The sequence below is a fragment of the Streptococcus sp. Marseille-P7376 genome, from assembly GCF_902460385.1.
GTDB lineage: Bacteria > Bacillota > Bacilli > Lactobacillales > Streptococcaceae > Streptococcus > Streptococcus sinensis.
In genome coordinates this window covers 67972-87551 of record NZ_CABPTS010000002.1, presented here as the reverse complement: position 1 = coordinate 87551, position 19580 = coordinate 67972, and the positions used below count along the sequence as shown (strand labels likewise).

The 19580-nt window shown below is 41.4% G+C and carries 18 protein-coding genes; all 18 read left to right on the top strand.

The window, feature by feature from the left end:
* The first annotated feature begins 29 nt into the window (after positions 1–29).
* The 18 genes from FZ952_RS02010 (at position 30) to FZ952_RS01925 (ending at position 19577) form a co-directional block, all read left to right on the top strand.
* Positions 30–2633: a pneumococcal-type histidine triad protein gene (locus tag FZ952_RS02010; RefSeq protein ID WP_148880389.1), complete on the top strand. Its 2604-nt coding sequence runs from the start codon at positions 30–32 to the stop codon at positions 2631–2633.
* A gap of 232 nt (positions 2634–2865) precedes the next feature.
* The gene (pyrR, locus tag FZ952_RS02005; RefSeq protein WP_148880388.1) at positions 2866–3393 is read left to right on the top strand and encodes a bifunctional pyr operon transcriptional regulator/uracil phosphoribosyltransferase PyrR; all 528 of its coding nucleotides are present in this window, start codon (positions 2866–2868) and stop codon (positions 3391–3393) included.
* Complete coding sequence (locus FZ952_RS02000) at positions 3390–4670, top strand: uracil-xanthine permease family protein (protein WP_148880387.1); 1281 nt, start codon at positions 3390–3392, stop codon at positions 4668–4670. The genes pyrR and FZ952_RS02000 overlap by 4 nt, the downstream gene beginning before the upstream one ends.
* Before the next feature lie 56 nt (positions 4671–4726).
* Entirely contained in the window at positions 4727–5644 is a 918-nt protein-coding gene (locus FZ952_RS01995; RefSeq protein WP_148880386.1) for an aspartate carbamoyltransferase catalytic subunit, read from the top strand.
* 153 nt (positions 5645–5797) lie between these two features.
* A complete protein-coding gene (locus FZ952_RS01990) occupies positions 5798–6889 on the top strand; it encodes a carbamoyl phosphate synthase small subunit (RefSeq protein WP_037614947.1) in 1092 nt (363 codons plus the stop codon).
* Positions 6890–6977: 88 nt separating this feature from the next.
* Positions 6978–10157 (top strand): carbamoyl-phosphate synthase large subunit, encoded by a 3180-nt coding sequence (carB, locus tag FZ952_RS01985; RefSeq protein ID WP_148880385.1) that lies wholly within the window; start codon positions 6978–6980, stop codon positions 10155–10157.
* Positions 10158–11426: 1269 nt separating this feature from the next.
* Positions 11427–11600 carry a hypothetical protein gene (locus FZ952_RS01980; RefSeq protein ID WP_000159607.1) on the top strand — a complete coding sequence of 58 codons (174 nt, stop codon included), beginning with the start codon at positions 11427–11429 and terminating at the stop codon, positions 11598–11600.
* Entirely contained in the window at positions 11597–12376 is a 780-nt protein-coding gene (locus FZ952_RS01975) for a replication initiator protein A (RefSeq protein ID WP_061706398.1), read from the top strand. Before FZ952_RS01980 ends, FZ952_RS01975 begins: the two co-directional genes overlap by 4 nt.
* Positions 12377–12474: 98 nt before the next feature.
* The gene (dcm, locus tag FZ952_RS01970) at positions 12475–13833 is read left to right on the top strand and encodes a DNA (cytosine-5-)-methyltransferase (RefSeq protein WP_061818976.1); all 1359 of its coding nucleotides are present in this window, start codon (positions 12475–12477) and stop codon (positions 13831–13833) included.
* Positions 13817–14266 (top strand): hypothetical protein, encoded by a 450-nt coding sequence (locus FZ952_RS01965; RefSeq protein WP_061706397.1) that lies wholly within the window; start codon positions 13817–13819, stop codon positions 14264–14266. Before dcm ends, FZ952_RS01965 begins: the two co-directional genes overlap by 17 nt.
* On the top strand, positions 14259–14639 hold the full coding sequence (locus tag FZ952_RS01960) for a hypothetical protein (RefSeq protein ID WP_061706396.1): 381 nt from the start codon (positions 14259–14261) through the stop codon (positions 14637–14639). The genes FZ952_RS01965 and FZ952_RS01960 overlap by 8 nt, the downstream gene beginning before the upstream one ends.
* Positions 14640–14651: 12 nt before the next feature.
* On the top strand, positions 14652–14885 hold the full coding sequence (locus FZ952_RS01955; RefSeq protein WP_000840776.1) for a hypothetical protein: 234 nt from the start codon (positions 14652–14654) through the stop codon (positions 14883–14885).
* Between the two features lie 2 nt (positions 14886–14887).
* Positions 14888–15475, top strand: a complete 588-nt coding sequence (locus tag FZ952_RS01950) for a CPBP family intramembrane glutamic endopeptidase (RefSeq protein WP_061706395.1) — start codon at positions 14888–14890, stop codon at positions 15473–15475.
* Between the two features lie 313 nt (positions 15476–15788).
* Positions 15789–16088 carry a hypothetical protein gene (locus FZ952_RS01945; protein ID WP_000869759.1) on the top strand — a complete coding sequence of 100 codons (300 nt, stop codon included), beginning with the start codon at positions 15789–15791 and terminating at the stop codon, positions 16086–16088.
* Positions 16078–16566 (top strand): hypothetical protein, encoded by a 489-nt coding sequence (locus FZ952_RS01940; protein WP_000093685.1) that lies wholly within the window; start codon positions 16078–16080, stop codon positions 16564–16566. Before FZ952_RS01945 ends, FZ952_RS01940 begins: the two co-directional genes overlap by 11 nt.
* Positions 16566–18443, top strand: coding sequence for a VirD4-like conjugal transfer protein, CD1115 family (locus FZ952_RS01935; protein ID WP_061706400.1), 1878 nt, complete (start codon positions 16566–16568; stop codon positions 18441–18443). The genes FZ952_RS01940 and FZ952_RS01935 overlap by 1 nt, the downstream gene beginning before the upstream one ends.
* Positions 18444–18463: 20 nt before the next feature.
* Positions 18464–18706 carry a hypothetical protein gene (locus tag FZ952_RS01930; protein ID WP_000627865.1) on the top strand — a complete coding sequence of 81 codons (243 nt, stop codon included), beginning with the start codon at positions 18464–18466 and terminating at the stop codon, positions 18704–18706.
* 16 nt (positions 18707–18722) lie between these two features.
* A complete protein-coding gene (locus tag FZ952_RS01925) occupies positions 18723–19577 on the top strand; it encodes a conjugal transfer protein TrbL (protein WP_001054256.1) in 855 nt (284 codons plus the stop codon).
* Positions 19578–19580 lie beyond the last annotated feature (3 nt).

Below are 19580 nucleotides of genomic sequence, written 5' to 3'. Positions count from 1 at the left end.
ATTAACTGGTTAAACATTGAGGAGGAAATATGACATTCAATAAAAAATTGTTAAGTTTAGCAGGAGTTATTTTAGCTTGTAATCTTTGCTTGGCGGCTTGCCAGTCTCAGTCATCTCATCAGGAGAACAGCAAGGAAAAGGTAAAAGTTAAGCGAGAGGTGAAAAAGGAAAGCAAAGCTAGTAAAAATGGGGCAGTTCCTGGTGTTGATAAGCCGACGGATGATGGCTTTCTTTTTAAAAGCGAGTCTCAAATTAAGGCTAGAACTAGTGAAGGTCTGATTTTAGAGCATGATGGCCATACGCATTTTATTTTTTATTCTGATTTAAAAAATAGTAAATGGGCCTATCTGATACCAAAAGATGGGCAAGCGCCTGCGGGCTCTGGCTCTGCTCAGCTGACAAATCAAATGAACACTGCCGATGATGGCTATGTTTTTAATCCTAAAGACATCGTGTCAGAAGACCAATACGGCTACGTGGTGCGCCACGGTGATCATTACCATTACATTTTGAAGCAGTCTGTAGCTAATCTTGCACAAGTACCAACTTATCGTCCAAACCTCTCTGGCAATGCCACGGGACATATTTATCAGCCGAGTCCTGTACCATCTTCTCCACAGCAGCAAGGCACAAATAAGCGTCAGTTTGCTGGGATTGATTACCCTACAAGTGATGGATTCTTATTTAGAGGGACAGGAGTAACAGGCAAGCTGGCTACAGGCTTGTTGGCAGATCATAATGGCCATACTCATTTTATTCCTTATGAGCAGCTGATTGCTTCGAAGTGGGAGTCGTTGATTCCAGCAGAACATAAGAAAGCTGCTGAAGATGCCTATTATGGCCGACGAGGGCACGCACAGCCTTCACCAGAACCATTGCCGGCACCAGCACCGACTCCTACACCTGACCCTACGCCTACTCCATCAAAAGAGGAAGAAGAAATTGCTAAGAAAAAGGCCTATTTGGCTCAGCAATTAGGAATCGATGAAAGCTTGATTCAAGTGAGTGATACGGATAAAGGAAAGGTATTCATCTACCCGCACGGCGACCATAGTCATTCGACCTTGATCAGCGAGATTGATACGACCAAGCCTTTTGACCCTCATGGAAATCCACACGCTCATGATGCAGTTGGTATGGCAACCTTGAAGGCCTTAGGATTTGATGATGAAATCATTGAAGATATTTTACATGCTACGGCTGACACACCATTTCCATCAGATGAAACGGATCTGGAAAAGATGAAAGCTTGGCTGGCAACTGTAAAATACTTAAATATCGGCCAACGCAAAGATCCTTTGGAACGAAAAGGTTTAGATCTAATGCCGAATATTGAAGTTCTGGGAATTGGCTTTACCCCGATAAAGGACATCAGACCAGTCCTGCAATTTAAGCATTTAAAACAACTGTGGATGACAAAGACAGGCGTTACTAACTATGATTTCTTAAAAGAAATTCCGACATTGGAAGGCTTAGACATCTCGCAGAATGGCATCACTGATTTGTCTTTCTTGAAGGATTATCCGAACCTCAAAACAGTGGCGGCAGCGGGAAATGACCTTACCGATATCTCGCCTTTGGCTAAGCTGAAAAATCTAGAGTCATTGAATCTTGACTACAATAATATTTCTGATATTTCTGCTTTGTCGAAACTTTCAAAATTAAAAGCAGTGAGTTTAGAACACAATCAGCTGCAAGATGTGTCTGCTCTGAGCCAAAAAGAAGATCTAGCAAGACTCTTCTTATCCAACAACCCAAACTTAAATCTTAATACCCTTAAAGCTTCCAAACTTGAAGAATTAACAGCTGACAATTCCAATGTTGAGAGCTTGAACTTCCTGAAATCTAATCCAAATCTGACAACTCTAAGCCTAAACGGCAATCGCTTGACTTCACTAGCAGGAGTTGAAGCTGCTAAGAATTTAGTCACCTTGTCTGCAACACAAAACAAGATTAAAACTTTAGACATTCCAGCCGCTCAGTCTTCCTTGAAGAATTTGAACTTGGGTGAGAATGAGTTGAAAAACTTGGAAGGAATTAATCAGTTTAGGGCTTTAGACAATCTGGCTGTCAACAAGAATAAAATCACAACCTTAGCGCTGCAGGAACCAAATAAGACGGTGACTTATATCAATGTCAGTGATAATCATATTCCCAAAGCAGAGCTTGAATTGAATGAAAAGCAAATTCCAAAGGCTTTAGCACAGCATTTCCCAGATGTTCAGGGGGGCAGCATTGATAATAATCAGCCTACTGATGCAAAAGCTGAAGAAATTACTGCTTTAAAAAATCAAGAAGCTACTGAAAGCAAAGCTGAAGAAAATAAGGAAGTGGTAAAAGAGAGCGAGGCTGACGGAACGTCTGAACAAGAGAAGGAAGCATCTGACAAGCAAGCTTCAACTGAAGCAAGCAGCCAGCAAGCTCCCAAAGATGCCGAGCATCCAGCTGCATCTCCTGAAGCAGAACTTAGCGAGCGGGTTGTTGACGCGGAAGCTTCTTCAAAACCATCATCAGAAGAAGTTCCAGCTGCCGAAAAGCCTGCATTAGATGATGAGCCAGCTCAAGCAGCAGACAAAGAAAATCAAAAGGATCCAAAAGATAAGGAAAAAGCGGATAAAGAAGCTAATCACTGATGCTTATCTAAGACAATCATAAAAAACATAATTTTTTTCTTGAAATAGTTTTTAATTTGTGATATAGTATAAAAAATTAAATAATCCTTTAATTCTATCCAGAGAGATAGGCAAGGAGCAAAGTAAAAATGATGGGCGGAGTATAAACAAGTGCGTCTTGTGCCAGCCTGTCTATATTTTCTGAAGTCTCCTTGTAAAGGGGGACTTTTTCTTATGCTTTTAGGAGGTTTAGATGAAGACAAAAGAAGTTGTCGATGACATCACCATGAACCGTGCCATTACACGGATTACTTATGAAATCATCGAGCGCAACAAGGATTTAAGCCAGATTGTTTTGGCGGGCATTAAGACCAGAGGGGTTTTCATTGCCAAGCGCATCCAGCAACGACTGGCTCAGTTGGAAAATATTGATATTCCAGTCGGTGAAGTGGATACCAAGCCATTTCGGGATGATGTCAAGGTCGAGGAAGATACAACACTGATTCCATTTGATATTACTGACCGTGAAGTGATTCTCGTGGACGATGTTCTCTATACAGGGCGGACCATCCGGGCCGCTATCGATAATCTGGTCAGTCATGGACGGCCATCTCGTGTCAGTTTGGCGGTTCTAGTTGACCGTGGTCATCGCGAACTTCCCATTCGAGCAGACTATGTTGGGAAAAATATTCCAACTAGCCGTCGAGAGGAAATCATTGTTGAAATGACTGAAAAAGATGGTCAGGACCGAGTCCTGATCGTAGAGGAGGAGACAAGATGAGTCAAGAAGTTAAATACGATGTCCATGATATGCCAAAACCTGGTTTACTCTTAGGACTCTCATTCCAGCATTTATTCGCCATGTTTGGTGCAACGGTCTTGGTTCCGATTCTGGTGGGGATTGATCCAGCAGTTGCGCTCTTCTCAAGTGGTTTAGGTACACTGGCTCACTTGACAGTGACCAAGTACAAGATTCCTGCTTATATGGGTTCGAGTTTCGCTTATATCGCTGCCATGCAAATGCTGATGAAGACAGATGGGATTGCAGCAGTGGCGCAAGGTGCCATCACGGGCGGTCTGGTCTACTTCATCGTAGCCTTCATCGTGAAATTCGCAGGGAATGCTTGGATTGATAAGATTTTGCCGCCAGTAGTGGTAGGGCCTATCATCATGGTGATTGGTCTGAGTCTAGCGGGTACAGCCGTTGGCGATGTGATGTACAAGACCGTTGGAGACCAGAAGGTCTACGACATCACCTACTTTGCTATCGGGATGGTAACCCTTCTCTGCGTCATTCTCTTTAACATCTACGGTAAGAAAATCGTTGGTATTATTCCGGTTCTGCTGGGCTTGATTGTTGGATATATCTTTGCTTTGATTGCCGGAGCAGTGACAGGTCAGGAGATTATCTCCTTCGCCAACGTGACAAAAGCTTCTTGGTTCAACGTTCCGCCAATGAATCTTCCGTTTATAGATTATGATTTTAAATTATATCCAAGTGCAATCTTAACAATGGCACCGATCGCCTTTGTAACGATGACAGAGCACTTTGGGCATGTTATGGTTTTGAATAGCTTGACAGGCAAGGATTTCTTTAAAGAGCCTGGTTTGGATAAGACTTTGGCTGGGGATGGTCTGGCTCAGGTCATCGCAGGTATCTTTGGTGCTCCTCCAGTGACCAGCTACGGTGAAAATATCGGGGTTATGGCGCTCAATAAAATCTACAGTGTTTATGTGATTGCTGGTGCTGCTGTATTGGCTATTATCATGAGTTTTGTTGGGAAAGTTTCTGCCCTGCTCCAATCGATCCCGAGTCCCGTTCTGGGTGGTATTTCCATCGCCCTCTTTGGGGTGATTGCTTCCAGCGGTCTTAAAATTCTGATTGAAGCGCAAACCAATTTTGACAACAAAAAGAACCTACTGATTGCCAGTGTCATTTTGGTATCTGGTATCGGTGGTCTGACCCTGCAACTATCAGGTCTGCAAATTTCAGGAGTTGCTCTATCAACTGTTCTAGGAATTGCACTCTACCTCATCCTGCCAGAACCTAAAAATTAGGCTGACAAGCTTGCTACATTTGTTCAACGTTTTTAATATAAAAGGAGTATAACATCATGTCATCAAATCAAATCGCACTTAAAAACCTTGTATCTATGGAACACCTCACTAACGAAGAAGTGATGGCCCTGATTAAGCGCGGGATTGAATTCAAAAACGGCGCAAAGGTTCATTACGATGAGCAACATATCGTTGCGAATCTCTTCTTTGAACCTTCGACTCGGACTCACAAGGCTTTTGAAGTAGCAGAATTGAAACTTGGATGTGACCTGCTTGACTTTGATGTCAAGACAAGCTCAGTCAATAAGGGAGAAACCTTATATGACACGATTTTGACTATGTCGGCTATCGGTGTAGACGTCTGTGTTATCCGTCACCCCGAGGTGGATTACTATAAAGAATTGGTCGAAAGTCCAACGATTACAACTTCCATCGTAAATGGTGGTGACGGTTCTGGTCAGCACCCAAGCCAAAGCCTGCTTGACTTGATGACAATTTACCAAGAATTTGGCCATTTCGATGGTTTGAAAGTGGCTATTGCCGGTGACCTCGATCACTCTCGTGTAGCCAAGTCTAATATGCAAATCTTGAAACGTCTTGGCGCTGAGCTCTTCTTTGCTGGTCCAGATGAGTGGAGAAGCGATGAGTTTGCTGATTATGGTAAATTCGTAACGATTGATGAAGTAATTGATCAAGTAGATGTGATGATGTTCCTACGTGTGCAGCATGAGCGCCATGACTACAACTCTATTTTCTCTAAGGAAAATTATCATAAACTTCATGGTTTGACGCAAGAGCGCTATGACCGTATGAAGGATACCGCTATCCTGATGCACCCAGCGCCTGTCAACCGCGATGTGGAAATTGCAGATCACTTGGTTGAGGCTCCAAAATCTCGTATCGTAGAACAAATGACCAATGGTGTCTTTGTCAGAATGGCCATCATTGAGGCAGTTCTCAAAGGACGTAAATAATCTCAGATATTTCGGTTGGGAGTGGGGTTGGACTCAAAAAGAGTCATCCTGCTCCCTATTATTATATAGATAGCAAGAATTTGTGGCTGCAGTTAAGTGAATTGAATCCCTCAACTAATTCTTTGGGTTAGTTGGGTACAGAAGGAGGAGACAATGACAAAAAGACTTTTAGTATTGGAAAATGGCATGATTTTTGAAGGAGAGGCTTTTGGAGCTGACCTTAGTGTGACAGGAGAAATTGTCTTTAACACAGGTATGACGGGCTATCAAGAGTCGATTACAGACCAATCTTATAATGGTCAGATTTTAACCTTTACCTATCCGATTGTGGGAAATTATGGCATTAATCGCGATGATTATGAGTCTATCCGCCCGACCTGCAAGGGGGTGGTTGTTTATGAACATGCCCGCCGCGCAAGCAATTGGCGAAATCAAATGTCTTTGGATGAGTTTCTCAAAATGAAGGATATTCCAGGAATTTCAGGAATTGATACAAGGGCACTGACAAAGGTTATCCGCCAACACGGAACCATGAAGGCGACACTTGCCAATGCGGAGGATACGATTGAGCACATCCAAGATCAGCTGCAGGCAACAGTCCTACCAACGGATAATATCAAGCAGGTGTCTGCTAAGCAAGCCTACCCCGCTCCGGGAACTGGCCGCAGCGTGGTATTGGTGGACTTTGGTCTCAAACACTCTATTTTGCGAGAGCTAGCCAAGCGCAACTGCAGTGTGACAGTGGTGCCTTATGATACCAGCGCCGAGGAAATTCTGCAGCTCAATCCTGATGGAGTCATGCTGTCTAATGGTCCAGGCAATCCAGAGGATGTGCCAGAGGCTCTGGAGATGATTCGGGGAGTTCAGGGTAAGATTCCGATTTTTGGTATCTGTATGGGGCATCAGCTCTTCTCAATGGCCAATGGTGCCAGGACGCATAAGATGAAGTTCGGTCATCGTGGCTTCAATCATGCGGTACGTGAGATTGCGACGGGACGAGTTGATTTTACTAGTCAAAATCACGGTTATGCAGTTAGCCGTGAGGATTTGCCGGCATGCTTAATTGTGACCCATGAAGAAATCAATGATAAATCCGTTGAAGGAGTGCGCCACAGATATTATCCGGCCTTCTCTGTTCAATTTCACCCTGATGCTGCACCTGGCCCTCATGATGCCAGCTATCTCTTTGATGAATTTATGGAGATGATGGATACTTTCCAAGAGATTCATTCAAAGGATTCCTAACCCAGCGCTAGGAGATTTATATTCAAATTTGCTTGCCAGTATATTTAAGTTTATGCAGGGACATAGATAATAGAAAACGAGGTAAAAGATGCCAAAACGTAAAGATATTCAAAAAATCATGGTCATCGGTTCTGGTCCGATCGTCATCGGACAGGCTGCGGAGTTTGACTATGCTGGGACTCAGGCTTGCCTGTCCTTGAAAGAAGAGGGCTACAGTGTTGTCTTGGTTAATTCTAACCCAGCGACCATCATGACGGACAAGGAAATTGCGGATCGGGTTTATATCGAGCCTATCACGCTGGAGTTTGTTGCACGCATTTTGCGTAAGGAGCGGCCAGATGCTCTTCTGCCTACTCTGGGCGGCCAGACCGGACTCAATATGGCTATGGAATTATCCAAGTCAGGGCTTTTAGAAGAGCTGGGAGTGGAACTCTTGGGAACCAAGTTATCAGCCATTGACCAAGCGGAAGACCGAGACCTTTTCAAGCAGCTGATGGAAGAGCTAGGCCAGCCCATCCCTGAGTCAGAGATTGTCAATACAGTTGATGAAGCGCTGGAATTTGCGGCTGGTATCGGCTATCCAGTCATTGTCCGTCCGGCATTTACACTGGGGGGAACTGGCGGCGGTATCTGTAGCAATGAGGAAGAGCTGCAGGAAATCGCAGAAAACGGCCTCAAACTTTCTCCGGTTACTCAGTGTCTGATTGAGCGCTCCATAGCAGGCTTTAAGGAAATCGAATATGAAGTCATGCGGGATGGCGCCGACAATGCGCTGGTCGTATGTAATATGGAAAACTTTGACCCCGTCGGCATACACACAGGGGATTCAATCGTCTTTGCGCCTAGTCAGACTATCTCAGACTATGAATACCAGATGCTGCGGGACGCCAGTCTCAAGATTATTCGAGCGCTGAAGATTGAGGGGGGCTGTAATGTGCAGCTGGCTCTGGATCCGCATAGTTTCAAATACTATGTCATTGAGGTCAATCCGCGGGTTTCCCGCTCATCAGCCCTTGCCTCTAAGGCGACTGGCTATCCGATTGCCAAGCTAGCGGCGAAAATCGCGGTCGGGCTTACATTGGATGAAATCATCAATCCGGTGACAGGCTCTACCTATGCTATGTTTGAGCCGGCTCTGGACTATGTGGTCGCTAAAATTCCGCGCTTTCCATTTGATAAATTTGAGCAGGGTGAGCGCCGTCTGGGAACCCAGATGAAGGCGACAGGCGAAGTCATGGCTATTGGCCGCAATATCGAGGAGAGTCTGCTCAAGGCCTGCCGTTCTCTGGAAGTTGGTGTGGATCACAATGAGCTGCCTGCTCTCAGCCAAGTAAGCGATGATGAGCTGATGAGGAAGATTGTCAAGGCGCAAGACGACCGGCTTTTCTACATCTCAGAGGCTATTCGCCGTGGTTACAGTCCGGATGAAATTGCTGAGTTGACCAAGATTGATGTCTTTTTCCTGGATAAGCTGCTCCACATTTACGAAATCGAGCAGGAGCTGGCCAGTCATATCGGAGATAGTTATGTGCTCAAGAAGGCCAAGCAAAATGGCTTTGCGGATCCTAAGATTGCAGCCTTGTGGGACATGACAGCTGAGCAGGTGCGTCGCATCCGACAGGAGCAGAAGATTGTGCCGGTTTACAAGATGGTCGATACCTGTGCTGCTGAGTTCGAGTCTTCGACACCATATTTCTACTCTACCTATGGCTTTGAAAATGAATCTGTCAAATCCAGCAAGGAATCAGTTCTGGTGCTGGGTTCTGGTCCTATCCGAATCGGGCAAGGGGTCGAGTTTGACTATGCGACCGTCCATTCTGTAAAAGCTATTCAGGCAGCTGGCTATGAAGCGATTATCATGAATAGCAATCCAGAGACTGTATCCACCGACTTTTCTGTCTCTGACAAGCTCTATTTTGAGCCACTGACCTTTGAAGATGTCATGAATGTCATTGAGCTGGAGCAGCCTAAGGGGGTTATTGTTCAGTTTGGCGGGCAGACAGCCATTAATTTGGCAGAGCCTCTGTCCAAGGCTGGTGTTAAGATTTTAGGTACCCAAGTAGCGGACTTGGATCGAGCTGAGGACCGGGATCTCTTTGAGCAAGCGCTGAAGGAGCTGGATATTCCGCAGCCACCGGGTCAAACAGCTACTAATGAAGAGGAAGCAGTAGAGGCTGCTCGTAAGATTGGCTTCCCTGTTCTGGTGCGCCCTTCCTATGTCTTGGGTGGCCGTGCCATGGAAATCGTAGAAAACGAAGCGGATCTACGCTCTTATATGCGGACAGCGGTTAAGGCCAGTCCAGACCATCCAGTTTTGGTTGATTCTTACATTGTCGGTGATGAGTGCGAGGTGGATGCTATTTCTGATGGCCGTCAGGTCTTGATTCCAGGGATTATGGAGCATATCGAGCGGGCAGGGGTTCACTCAGGGGATTCCATGGCGGCTTATCCGCCGCAAACCTTATCTCAGAAAGTCAAGGATACTATTGCAGACTATACCAAACGTTTGGCTCTGGGACTGAACTGTATCGGCATGATGAATATTCAGTTCGTCATCAAAGATGAGCAGGTCTATGTCATTGAGGTCAATCCACGGGCCAGCCGGACTGTTCCTTTCTTGTCCAAGGTGACCGATATTCCGATGGCGCAAGTAGCGACTCGTTTGATTCTTGGGGAAAGCTTGGCAGAGCTGGGTTATGAAGACGGCCTTCATCCAGAAAGTTCCATGGTTCATATCAAGGCTCCGGTCTTCTCCTTTACCAAGCTGGCTAAGGTCGATAGTCTCTTGGGACCTGAAATGAAGTCTACTGGTGAAGTCATGGGCAGTGACCGAACGCTCGAAAAAGCACTCTACAAGGCTTTTGAGGCTTCCTATCTTCATCTGCCAAACTTCGGCAATATTGTCTTTACTATCGCAGACGATAGTAAAGAAGAAGCCCTGCAGCTGGCTCAGCGCTTTGCCAATATCGGCTATAGTATCTGGGCAACCAAGGGAACAGCCTCTTATTTTGAAAATCATGGTCTACACTTCCGACTTGTAGAAAAAATCGGTAGTGACGATGATAAGAACATCCCAGCTTATATCCGCAAGGGCAAGGTTCAGGCTATTATCAACACGGTCGGAACCAAGCGGACAGCAGATAAGCATGGTCAAATTATCCGCCGCTCAGCTATTGAGCACGGAGTTCCACTCTTTACAGCCTTGGATACAGCTGATGCCATGCTGAAGGTACTAGAAAGCCGCAGTTTCACTACAGAGACGATTTAGAGATAGATTTTAAGCCCAATATTGGCATTTGTCTGTGTACGAGTTTGGAAGGCAATCTTATACAGCTAATCTTGAGAGAAGCTGAATGCAAAGGAGAAATAAGGTCACTCTATCATGTCACAGCTAGCAACTAAGAGGGGATTGATGGTACAGTCCATCTGTCCAACAGCACCACCAATTATCCGCTTAATGACCAGTCTGGCTTTAATCTAGAAGAGCTGATTGCACTGGACTTGTCTGGTCTACCTGTCTCAAGGCGACTATTCAAGCGTTCTTGGAAAAGAGAGTAGAGGGCATACAAGCGTTGCTCCAAAGTGACTGTCAGGGTGAGTCTGGAAAGAGAGTCCCAGCAGGAAATGAGCTAATATTTTTAGCTGATGGCCATGCTTGGTTAAGTTTCTGATTCTATTGTGATAGTTTGGTAATTTGTATAGGTAAATTAAAGTGTTTATACAAAAACAACATGACTCCAACAATTACGGAATCATGTTGTTTTTTCTTATCAAAGAAATTATAGATGTATTCAAGATAGCGAGAGCTGTAAAACAAAATCCACAGAAGCTCAGAACACAAGTCGAGCTTGTCAGATCGACGGCACAGCTAGTCTGTTGACCATTGGTGTTGCAAAGGCTGGCCCAAGATTAAACCTCATAAGAATAACAGATGTAGTCGGTGTCCCGACGTTTTTGGGAGCAACCTATGCTACGCGAAGGAAAGCTTGGGGGAAGAGCCAACCAAAGAAGACACCAGTCTTCCGCTCAGAAAGCTTTAGGGGAATATCAATGGCTGTGCCATTATCAGGACTATGGTTATCCATAAATACGCAGCTAATATTTTCGGGCAGGGCTACGAAATACTTGAGTGCTTCTTTAATGGCGAAGCCTGCCAAAGTTTCTCATGATTTCAGCATTGCCTTGCGACATTTTTTGTCTTTTCTGCTATAATAAACGTAAACAGAGCCCTTTTAATGGCTTTTTTCAATGAGAAATTAGACTCAATAGGAGAAATATTATGGTAACGATTCAATGGTTGGTCTAGAAGATTTAAAATAATAAAACATTGTGAAGTAGAATAAATGCTTAAAACCCTTGAAATTCAAGGGTTTTTGTGAGTACAGATTTTTATTTTTTACATTGTTATAAGTGCTTGATTGAGCAATAATCATCAATAAAAACATTTTTTTGGTGTTGAGTTTGGTGTTCAAATATCTATTATGTTACGGAAAGGAATTTCACAATCTTTCCGTTTTTTTTATTTTATGGAGGGAAAATGACAAAAGAATTACAATCATCACGCTATATTGTCATTTCATTTTTAGTACGTGAAATGGGAATTGACATTGTTGAAGCCATCTCTCTTATGGCTGAATTGGAAAAAAGTGGCTTGGTTCGCTTGGAATCAAGTGGAGATTTAATACTCAAAGAACTTGGAGGTGCGCTATGAAACGAATTACCGCAAATCAATACCAAACTTCAGAACGGTATTACAAATTACCTAAAATTCTTTTTGAGGATGAGAAATATATGGACATGAAACTAGAAGTAAAGGTGGCTTATTCTATTTTAAAAGATCGTTTAGAATTATCTCTTAGTCGTGGTTGGATAGATGAAGAAGGAGCGGTTTATTTAGTATTTTCTAATTCTAAACTGATGAGGCTGTTAGGTTGTTCGAAGTCAAAATTACTATCAATCAAAAAAATTCTAAAAGAATATGACCTAATTGATGAAGTCCAACAGTCTTCAAGTGAGAAAGGGAGACTAGCTAATAAGATTTATTTAGGGGAGTTGTCTACTACCCCAGTAGGTAATTCAAACAGGCCTAGTGTTAAAAAAAGACTAGGGCAGGTTGAAAATGAAACAGCCCCCGTCTCACATTCAGCCCCTAGTGAGACTGAAGTTAGTGAGACTAAATATAGTGAGACTGATTCTTTATTTATTGAGGATGAGGAGGATAGGAATACTCAACCTATCTTGAAAAGAAAAGTAGAAAAGGTCACAAAATATGATCGAGATTATATTTGGGGATTGGTACAAGATCAATTTAGACGAGAAGGTTTTTCTGAAACAGCCAGTGAAATTGCTATGACTGATTTTGAGAGAATCTATCAGTATGCTCTTGACAATGTTCGCTTTGTTAGACGAGCGGAAGTACTTGCTGAATTTGTGTTTAATGGCTTGTATTCTGTTTGGAATAACCGTGTTAGAAAAGGAGGTGGTTAAATGTCGCCAATCGAGTGGATATTAGTTATGCTTATTGTCATTTCAAGTGGAGTGACAGTTTTGACAATGGTAGTCGATAAGAAAGGGGTGATAAAGAAATGAGATTTATTGATTTATTTTCAGGTATCGGTGGTTTTCGACTTGGAATGGAAAGTGTTGGACATGAGTGTATTGGATTTTGTGAGATTGATAAATTTGCTAGAGAATCTTATAAGTCCATTTTTCAAACGGAAGGAGAAATTGAATTTCATGACATACGAGATGTTTCAGATGACGAATTTAAAAAACTTAGAGGGAAAGTCGATGTCATCTGTGGGGGATTCCCTTGTCAAGCATTTTCAATCGCAGGAAGACGATTGGGATTTGAAGATACTAGAGGCACTTTATTCTTTGAAATTGCTCGGGCGGCCAAACAAATCCAACCACGTTTTCTTTTTCTTGAAAATGTTAAAGGCCTACTCAATCACGATAAGGGACGGACGTTCACCACAATCCTTACCACGCTTGATGAATTGGGGTTTGATGTTGAGTGGCAGGTGCTTAACAGTAAGGATTTTGGCGTTCCCCAAAACAGAGAGAGGGTGTTTATTATCGGACATTCTAGAAAGAGAGGTACCAGACTCTTATTTCCTTTCAGACGAGAAGGTCAAGCAACTAACTCTGAGACTTTAAAAATATTAGGGAATTTGAATCCATCAAAAAGTGGAATGAGCGGTAAAGTCTATTATTCAGAAGGTCTTGCGCCAACCTTAGTTCGTGGAAAAGGAGAAGGATTTAAAGTTGCGATTCCTTGTATGACACCAGACAGATTAGACAAAAGACAAAATGGTAGACGTTTCAAGGATAATCAAGAGCCAATGTTTACTTTAAATACTCAGGATCGCCATGGTATTGTCGTTGTTGGAGATTTACCAACTAGCTTTAAGGAAACTGGTCGCGTCTATGGAAGTGAGGGCTTATCTCCAACACTGACTACGATGCAAGGAGGAGATAAAATCCCCAAAATACTGATTCCAGAACCAATCCAATTTCTTAAAGTCCGAGAGGCAACGAAAAAAGGATATGCTCAAGCAGAGATTGGGGATTCAATCAATTTAGAAAGACCAAGTTCTCAGTATCGTCGTGGTAGAGTTGGAAAAGGTATAGCGAATACGTTAACAACTAGTGGTCAAATGGGAGTAGTAGTGGCTAGCTATGAAGGAGAAGATAAACAAGTTTATCATGTAGCCGGTGTCTTAATTGATGGGCAATTTTACCGTTTGAGGATACGAAGAATCACCCCTAAAGAGTGTTTTCGACTTCAGGGCTTTCCTGATTGGGCTTTTGAAGCTGCTAGAAAAGTCTCTAGTAATAGTCAGCTCTATAAACAAGCTGGTAATAGTGTAACCGTTCCTGTGATTGCTGCAATCGCAAAGAAATTAAAAGAAATAGAGGAAAAAGATGAAAGCGTTAAATAAAGAGTCAATACTATATTGTGATGAATTAGAAACAGAATTACATGATGCAGAAATGATGCAGTTGGATGAACAAATATTTTTGATGCCCAATTATCCATGTGAGTTTGAAGTGAAATTTTTAGATTATTACCATAAAAAACACAATTACCCACTATTTTATGAATCCTATCTTCAAAACATTATGGAATTCCTTGAAAGTCAGGATATAAAGAACGGAGCTGATGCCTTTGTAGATGATAATCATAATCTTGTTTTTGTTTTATATGGACAAGGCTATCGAGCCGAGGGAAAAGAGGGAATACTTACAACCCAAGTAACTGTCAAAGCTTATGATGAAGACAAGAAACCGATTAACTTCGCAAATTTATTGGATTCCTTAATCGTCTCAGAATATCAAATGGAACCGAATCTTTGGGAGGTCTCCCATGATTGATCTCTATCTAAGTAAAAATAGCCAAAGAAATCAACTTCTTTTAGACTTCTTCCAAAACTATGGCATCGAGGTATCTTGTCATTCAGTTTCTGAAATGACAAAGGACAAATTAATTGAGATGATGAGCTATTCTTCAGATTGTTTTGAATTTTTATCTCCCAATTTATTACGATTTAAGAACCGAGACAATCTAAAATTAACGGATTTCGTTGAGATGATTTTAAAAAATCCTGAACTAACCATCAGACTTCCTCTTGCGGTTTCAAATAAGCGGGTTTATCCGAATCTGAATTTGGAAGAGGCTAGAGCTTTATTGCCAAGAGATACGAAACAATTGATTTACATGGCACAAACACATTATTTATCTAACTAAAGGAGAAGCAATATGGCTGAACGATTTTGGGAGAACTTGTCCATTATTTTGGCTGAAAGAAATATCAGCTGGATTGAGTTAACCAGAAAAATGTTTGCGGGAGAGTTTCACTATCCAAGTGAATTGAATCGTTTGTATCAAAAGATTCGTCACTACAAGATGGAACAACGAATGCCTCAAAGTCCATGGGTAGAAAGGATTGTGCAGGTATTAGATTTAGATTATGAAGATTTATTTCGGAGGTAACTATGAAAAGAATAATTCCAGTTTATATATTCCAACAAGTAAATGTCCTATTGGTATCTCTATACTTACTGAAATTTCTTTGTATCGGTGAGTTAACTATACTAGAGATTCTCTATGGTGCGTCACTCATTTCTTTTTTATGGATGTATGGCCAACGCAAACAAGCTCATAAGGTCAATATGAAATCTAGGATGAAATGGCTTGGTATTGGATTCATTAGCCTACTGATTATAAGTCTATGTTTTAGCCTAATCCATGCTCAAGGAACCACGAATCAAGCAAACTTAATTGGACTTCAACATCAAGTTCCTTGGTTTTCATTTTTATTGTTCTTAATCAATGCGAGTATGGTTGAAGAATTTCTGTATAGAGAAATTATATGGAATTTGGTGAGAAAATTAGATATTCGAGTTGCGTTGACAAGTGTTTTATTTGCCTTAGTACATCATCCAGGAACCATTCTAGCTTGGTGTTTATATGTTTTACTTGGGATGTTTTTAGGGATGGTACGCTATAAATCGGACTTATGGGGCAGTATGGGTCTACACTTGGTGTGGAACCTACTAGTTTATAGTTTGCTACTTGTTTAGGGAAATGAAATGCTAACGTTATGTAATAATGTTAGTCTTTTATTTCAAACTCTTTGATTAATATGAATTTAGCTCGATAGAAAAATAAGAAATGTGATAAAAATTTCAACTACTCTTATCTATAATAAAGCTACCTGTTCTTTGAAAATTGAATCCACTCCGTCTTGATTAGCGTGCCTGTGTAAGTAGGGACTGAGAGTATTTCCCTGTGAAGGGCAACTGGCACAAGACGTGTGTGAGAATTTTCTAACAGACACGGAGTTTATCGTTACCAGACTTAAACGATGCGACAAACTAGATAAAGGAGTTAATCATGAAGGTAGTAAACTTGTATGATTTGAAACAAATGGGAAATAAAGGTGGTTGTACCATCCAATTGATTCATCACTTTCCTTTTGGTATGGGCTTAGGACATCTCAAAAAAGACTACATTGAATTTAAACGTGTTGGTATCATTGATGGGAAAGCAGTAGAAGTTACTCTTCGAGAACCTTATTCGAGAGATCTACTGCAGGTTGTCAAGTCGATTAAGCAACGTCAGAAATTGATAGCTTATCGTTATAAAGAAGGAAAGCTGCTATTTGTGAAGAAGGAGGCCTCAGATGTCCTCTGAACAACAGGAACGAATGGCAGTTCAATATGCTGAGCGTAGTCTTTTATTCACTGTCAAAAGTCTTTTAAAGATTCTAGAATGGTCTAGACGTCAGGCTTTATCACAGGATTCTGCCTATAAGATAGGAGTACAGAAATTAGAAGAATTGCTACAATCTCCTTATTCGATTGATACGATTAATCTGAAAAAAGATTTCTTAGACAAACCAATTGATATAGAGAAATTTAAAGCTTTTTTAGAAAAAGAAGAGATTCCTTTAGCCATCGCTTGGCAAGGGGATTCTCTACATTTCTACACGAAAGACCGTTCGATTCTAGACAATCATTTAGACCATCTGTTAGAAAAAATGGTTAATGATCCGGAGAAATTAGCTGATTTTACCATGGATAAGTCATTAGACGATGCAATTGATGAGGCTAAATCTCAAATTACCTTTAGACAAGAAGGGGCCGTCAAACAGAAAGAGATGGTGAGATGATGTACAGTGGAAAGAAATTCCTACTATTCTCACTGTTAGGTATCTTACTAGGCTATCTTTTTCATCGTTTGACGCTTTTGTATGATTCCTATACTGGAAATAGCTTAGATAAATGGACTCATCTTCTGATGGAAGGTCAAGATGAAGTTCTTCAGTCGCCATGGAATGTTTCCTTTACTGGAAAATCAAGTGCTTTTTTTCTACTAGGTTTTGTGATGATGTTGCTGGTTTATCTCTATCTAGAGACTGGTAAAAAACAATACCGAGAAGGGGTAGAATACGGGAGCGCCCGTTTTGGAACTCTAAAAGAAAAGAAGCTCTTTTACGGTAAGGAATTTTCTCATGATACGATCTTAGCTCAAGATGTTCGTTTGACATTATTAGATAAAAAACCACCCCAATATGATAGAAATAAGAATATTGCGGTGATTGGAGGTTCAGGAAGTGGGAAGACATTTCGCTTTGTGAAACCCAATCTGATTCAGATGAATAGTTCTAATATTGTAGTGGATCCTAAAGATCACTTGGCCGAAAAAACAGGCAAACTCTTTTTAGAACATGGCTACCAAGTAAAGGTGTTAGATTTAGTTAATATGAAGAACTCAGATGGCTTCAATCCTTTTCGCTATATAGAGACAGAAAATGATTTGAATCGCATGCTGACGGTTTATTTCAATAACACCAAAGGCTCTGGCTCTCGTAGTGATCCATTTTGGGATGAAGCTTCTATGACTTTGGTACGAGCTTTAGCCTCCTACTTGGTCGATTTCTATAACCCACCCAAAACAAGAGAACAGCTCATAGAAGAAAGTCGTTTGAGTCAAACAGAATACCAAAACTTGTTGAAACGTCAAAAAAAAGAAGTGGAAGAGCGAAAAAAACGAGGGCGTTATCCAAGTTTTGCTGAAATCTCAAAACTCATTAAACACTTATCCAAGGGTGAAAATCAAGAAAAAAGTGTCTTAGAAATTCTATTTGAAAATTATGCTAAAAAGTATGGAACTGAAAATTTTACCATGCGAAATTGGGCAGATTTCCAAAATTATAAGGATAAGACTCTGGATTCTGTTATAGCTGTAACCACTGCTAAATTTGCCCTCTTCAATATTCAAAGTGTCATGGATTTGACCAAAAGAGATACCCTTGATATGAAGACATGGGGCCAGGAAAAATCAATGGTTTACTTAGTTATCCCAGATAACGATAGTACCTTTCGCTTTCTTTCAGCCCTCTTTTTTTCAACCGTATTTCAAACCCTAACAAGACAAGCAGATATTGATTTTAAGGGTCAATTACCTCTTCATGTGAGAGTCTATTTAGATGAGTTCGCAAATATCGGAGAAATCCCAGATTTTGCTGAACAAACCTCAACAGTCCGTTCTCGGAATATGAGTCTCGTTCCCATTCTTCAAAATATTGCCCAACTTCAAGGGCTCTATAAAGAAAAAGAAGCTTGGAAAACCATTCTTGGGAACTGTGATAGCTTAGTCTACTTAGGTGGTAATGATGAAGATACCTTTAAATTTATGAGTGGCTTACTCGGTAAACAAACCATTGATGTTCGAAATACTAGTCGTTCCTTTGGCCAGACAGGTTCAGGATCCCTTTCTCATCAAAAGATTGCTCGTGATTTAATGACACCCGATGAAGTCGGAAATATGAAACGGCATGAATGCTTGGTTCGAATTGCCAATATGCCTGTCTTTAAAAGCAAAAAGTACAATTCCATTAAGCATCCAAACTGGAAATACCTAGCCAATCAAGAAAGCGATGAACGGTGGTGGAACTATCAAATCAATCCTTTGAATCAAAGACAAGAAAATCATCTTGAAGGCCTTAGAATTCGTGATTTAACTTTTGAATCTAGTTTAAAATAAAAATAGAAAAGAGGAAATAGATGATTACGCATTTTAAAGGTTTTGTTTATGGAGTAGACGCAAGTGCTATGTTTGCACAAGCTATGTCTTTGTTACAGAAGGGATTGATTGCGGTTGGTGCCTTTCTCGTTGTTGTGGGGATTGTTAACCTTGCAACCAACATTAAAGATGGTGGACCAGGTGTTCGGAATGCCATTCTGGAAATTGTCGGTGGTGTTATGGTCGGGGCTGCTGGAGCCTTTGTAACCCAGATTTCAATTTAGGAGGATAAACAATGACATGAATCTTAGTTTAGTTTCACCCTTTGTTTACCTTGCATCTGAAAAAATATCAGCTGAAAATTTATTTGAAGGATTTAATGTGGATTTACAATCAACGGTAGATCTGATTAAATCTCTATCTAGCTACAATCCAACAGTTTGGACTTACATGTCTAGTATCACTAAAAGTGTCATGCAGCCTCTTGGAGTTGCGATTTTATCAGTTGTTCTCATCCTAGAATTTTCGAAGATGGCAAAGAAAATTGCTAACTCTGGTGGAGCGATGACCTTTGAAGCATTAGCCCCGATGTTGATTAGTTATATTATGGTCGCAGTTGTAATTACCAACACTACCGTCATTGTAGAAGCCATCATCGGGATTGCGAGTCACGCCATTGAACAAGTGGCCTCAATTGTGGCTCACGGTGGGGCCAAGTATGATACCATCTCTGGATTAAAAGGTTCAGGCTTTATTGGCCGGATGATTGTAGGCTTTTTCGCCCTCCTCATTTGGCTTGTTCGGATAGTAAGTGCAGCCATGGTCAATCTTTTGGTATCTATTCGATTTATTCAACTTTACCTTATGATTCCATTTGCCCCTCTTACGATTCCAACATTTTTAAGTGATGAATGGAAGTCTATTGGTATTGGCTATTTAAAAAATATTATGGTCTATGCGGTACAAGGGGTTCTTATTTTTCTGATTGTTTCTCTTGTTCCTTTGTTTGAATCTGCTGGGAAAATAGCCGTTTCAAATGGTGCAGGAGTCCTACAATCTCTTGCGATTATGTTTGGTAGTTTAATACAAGCTATCTTACTGATTATTGCCCTCGTTGGTTCTCAACGTACGGCTCGCTCAATTTTAGGTATGTAATTA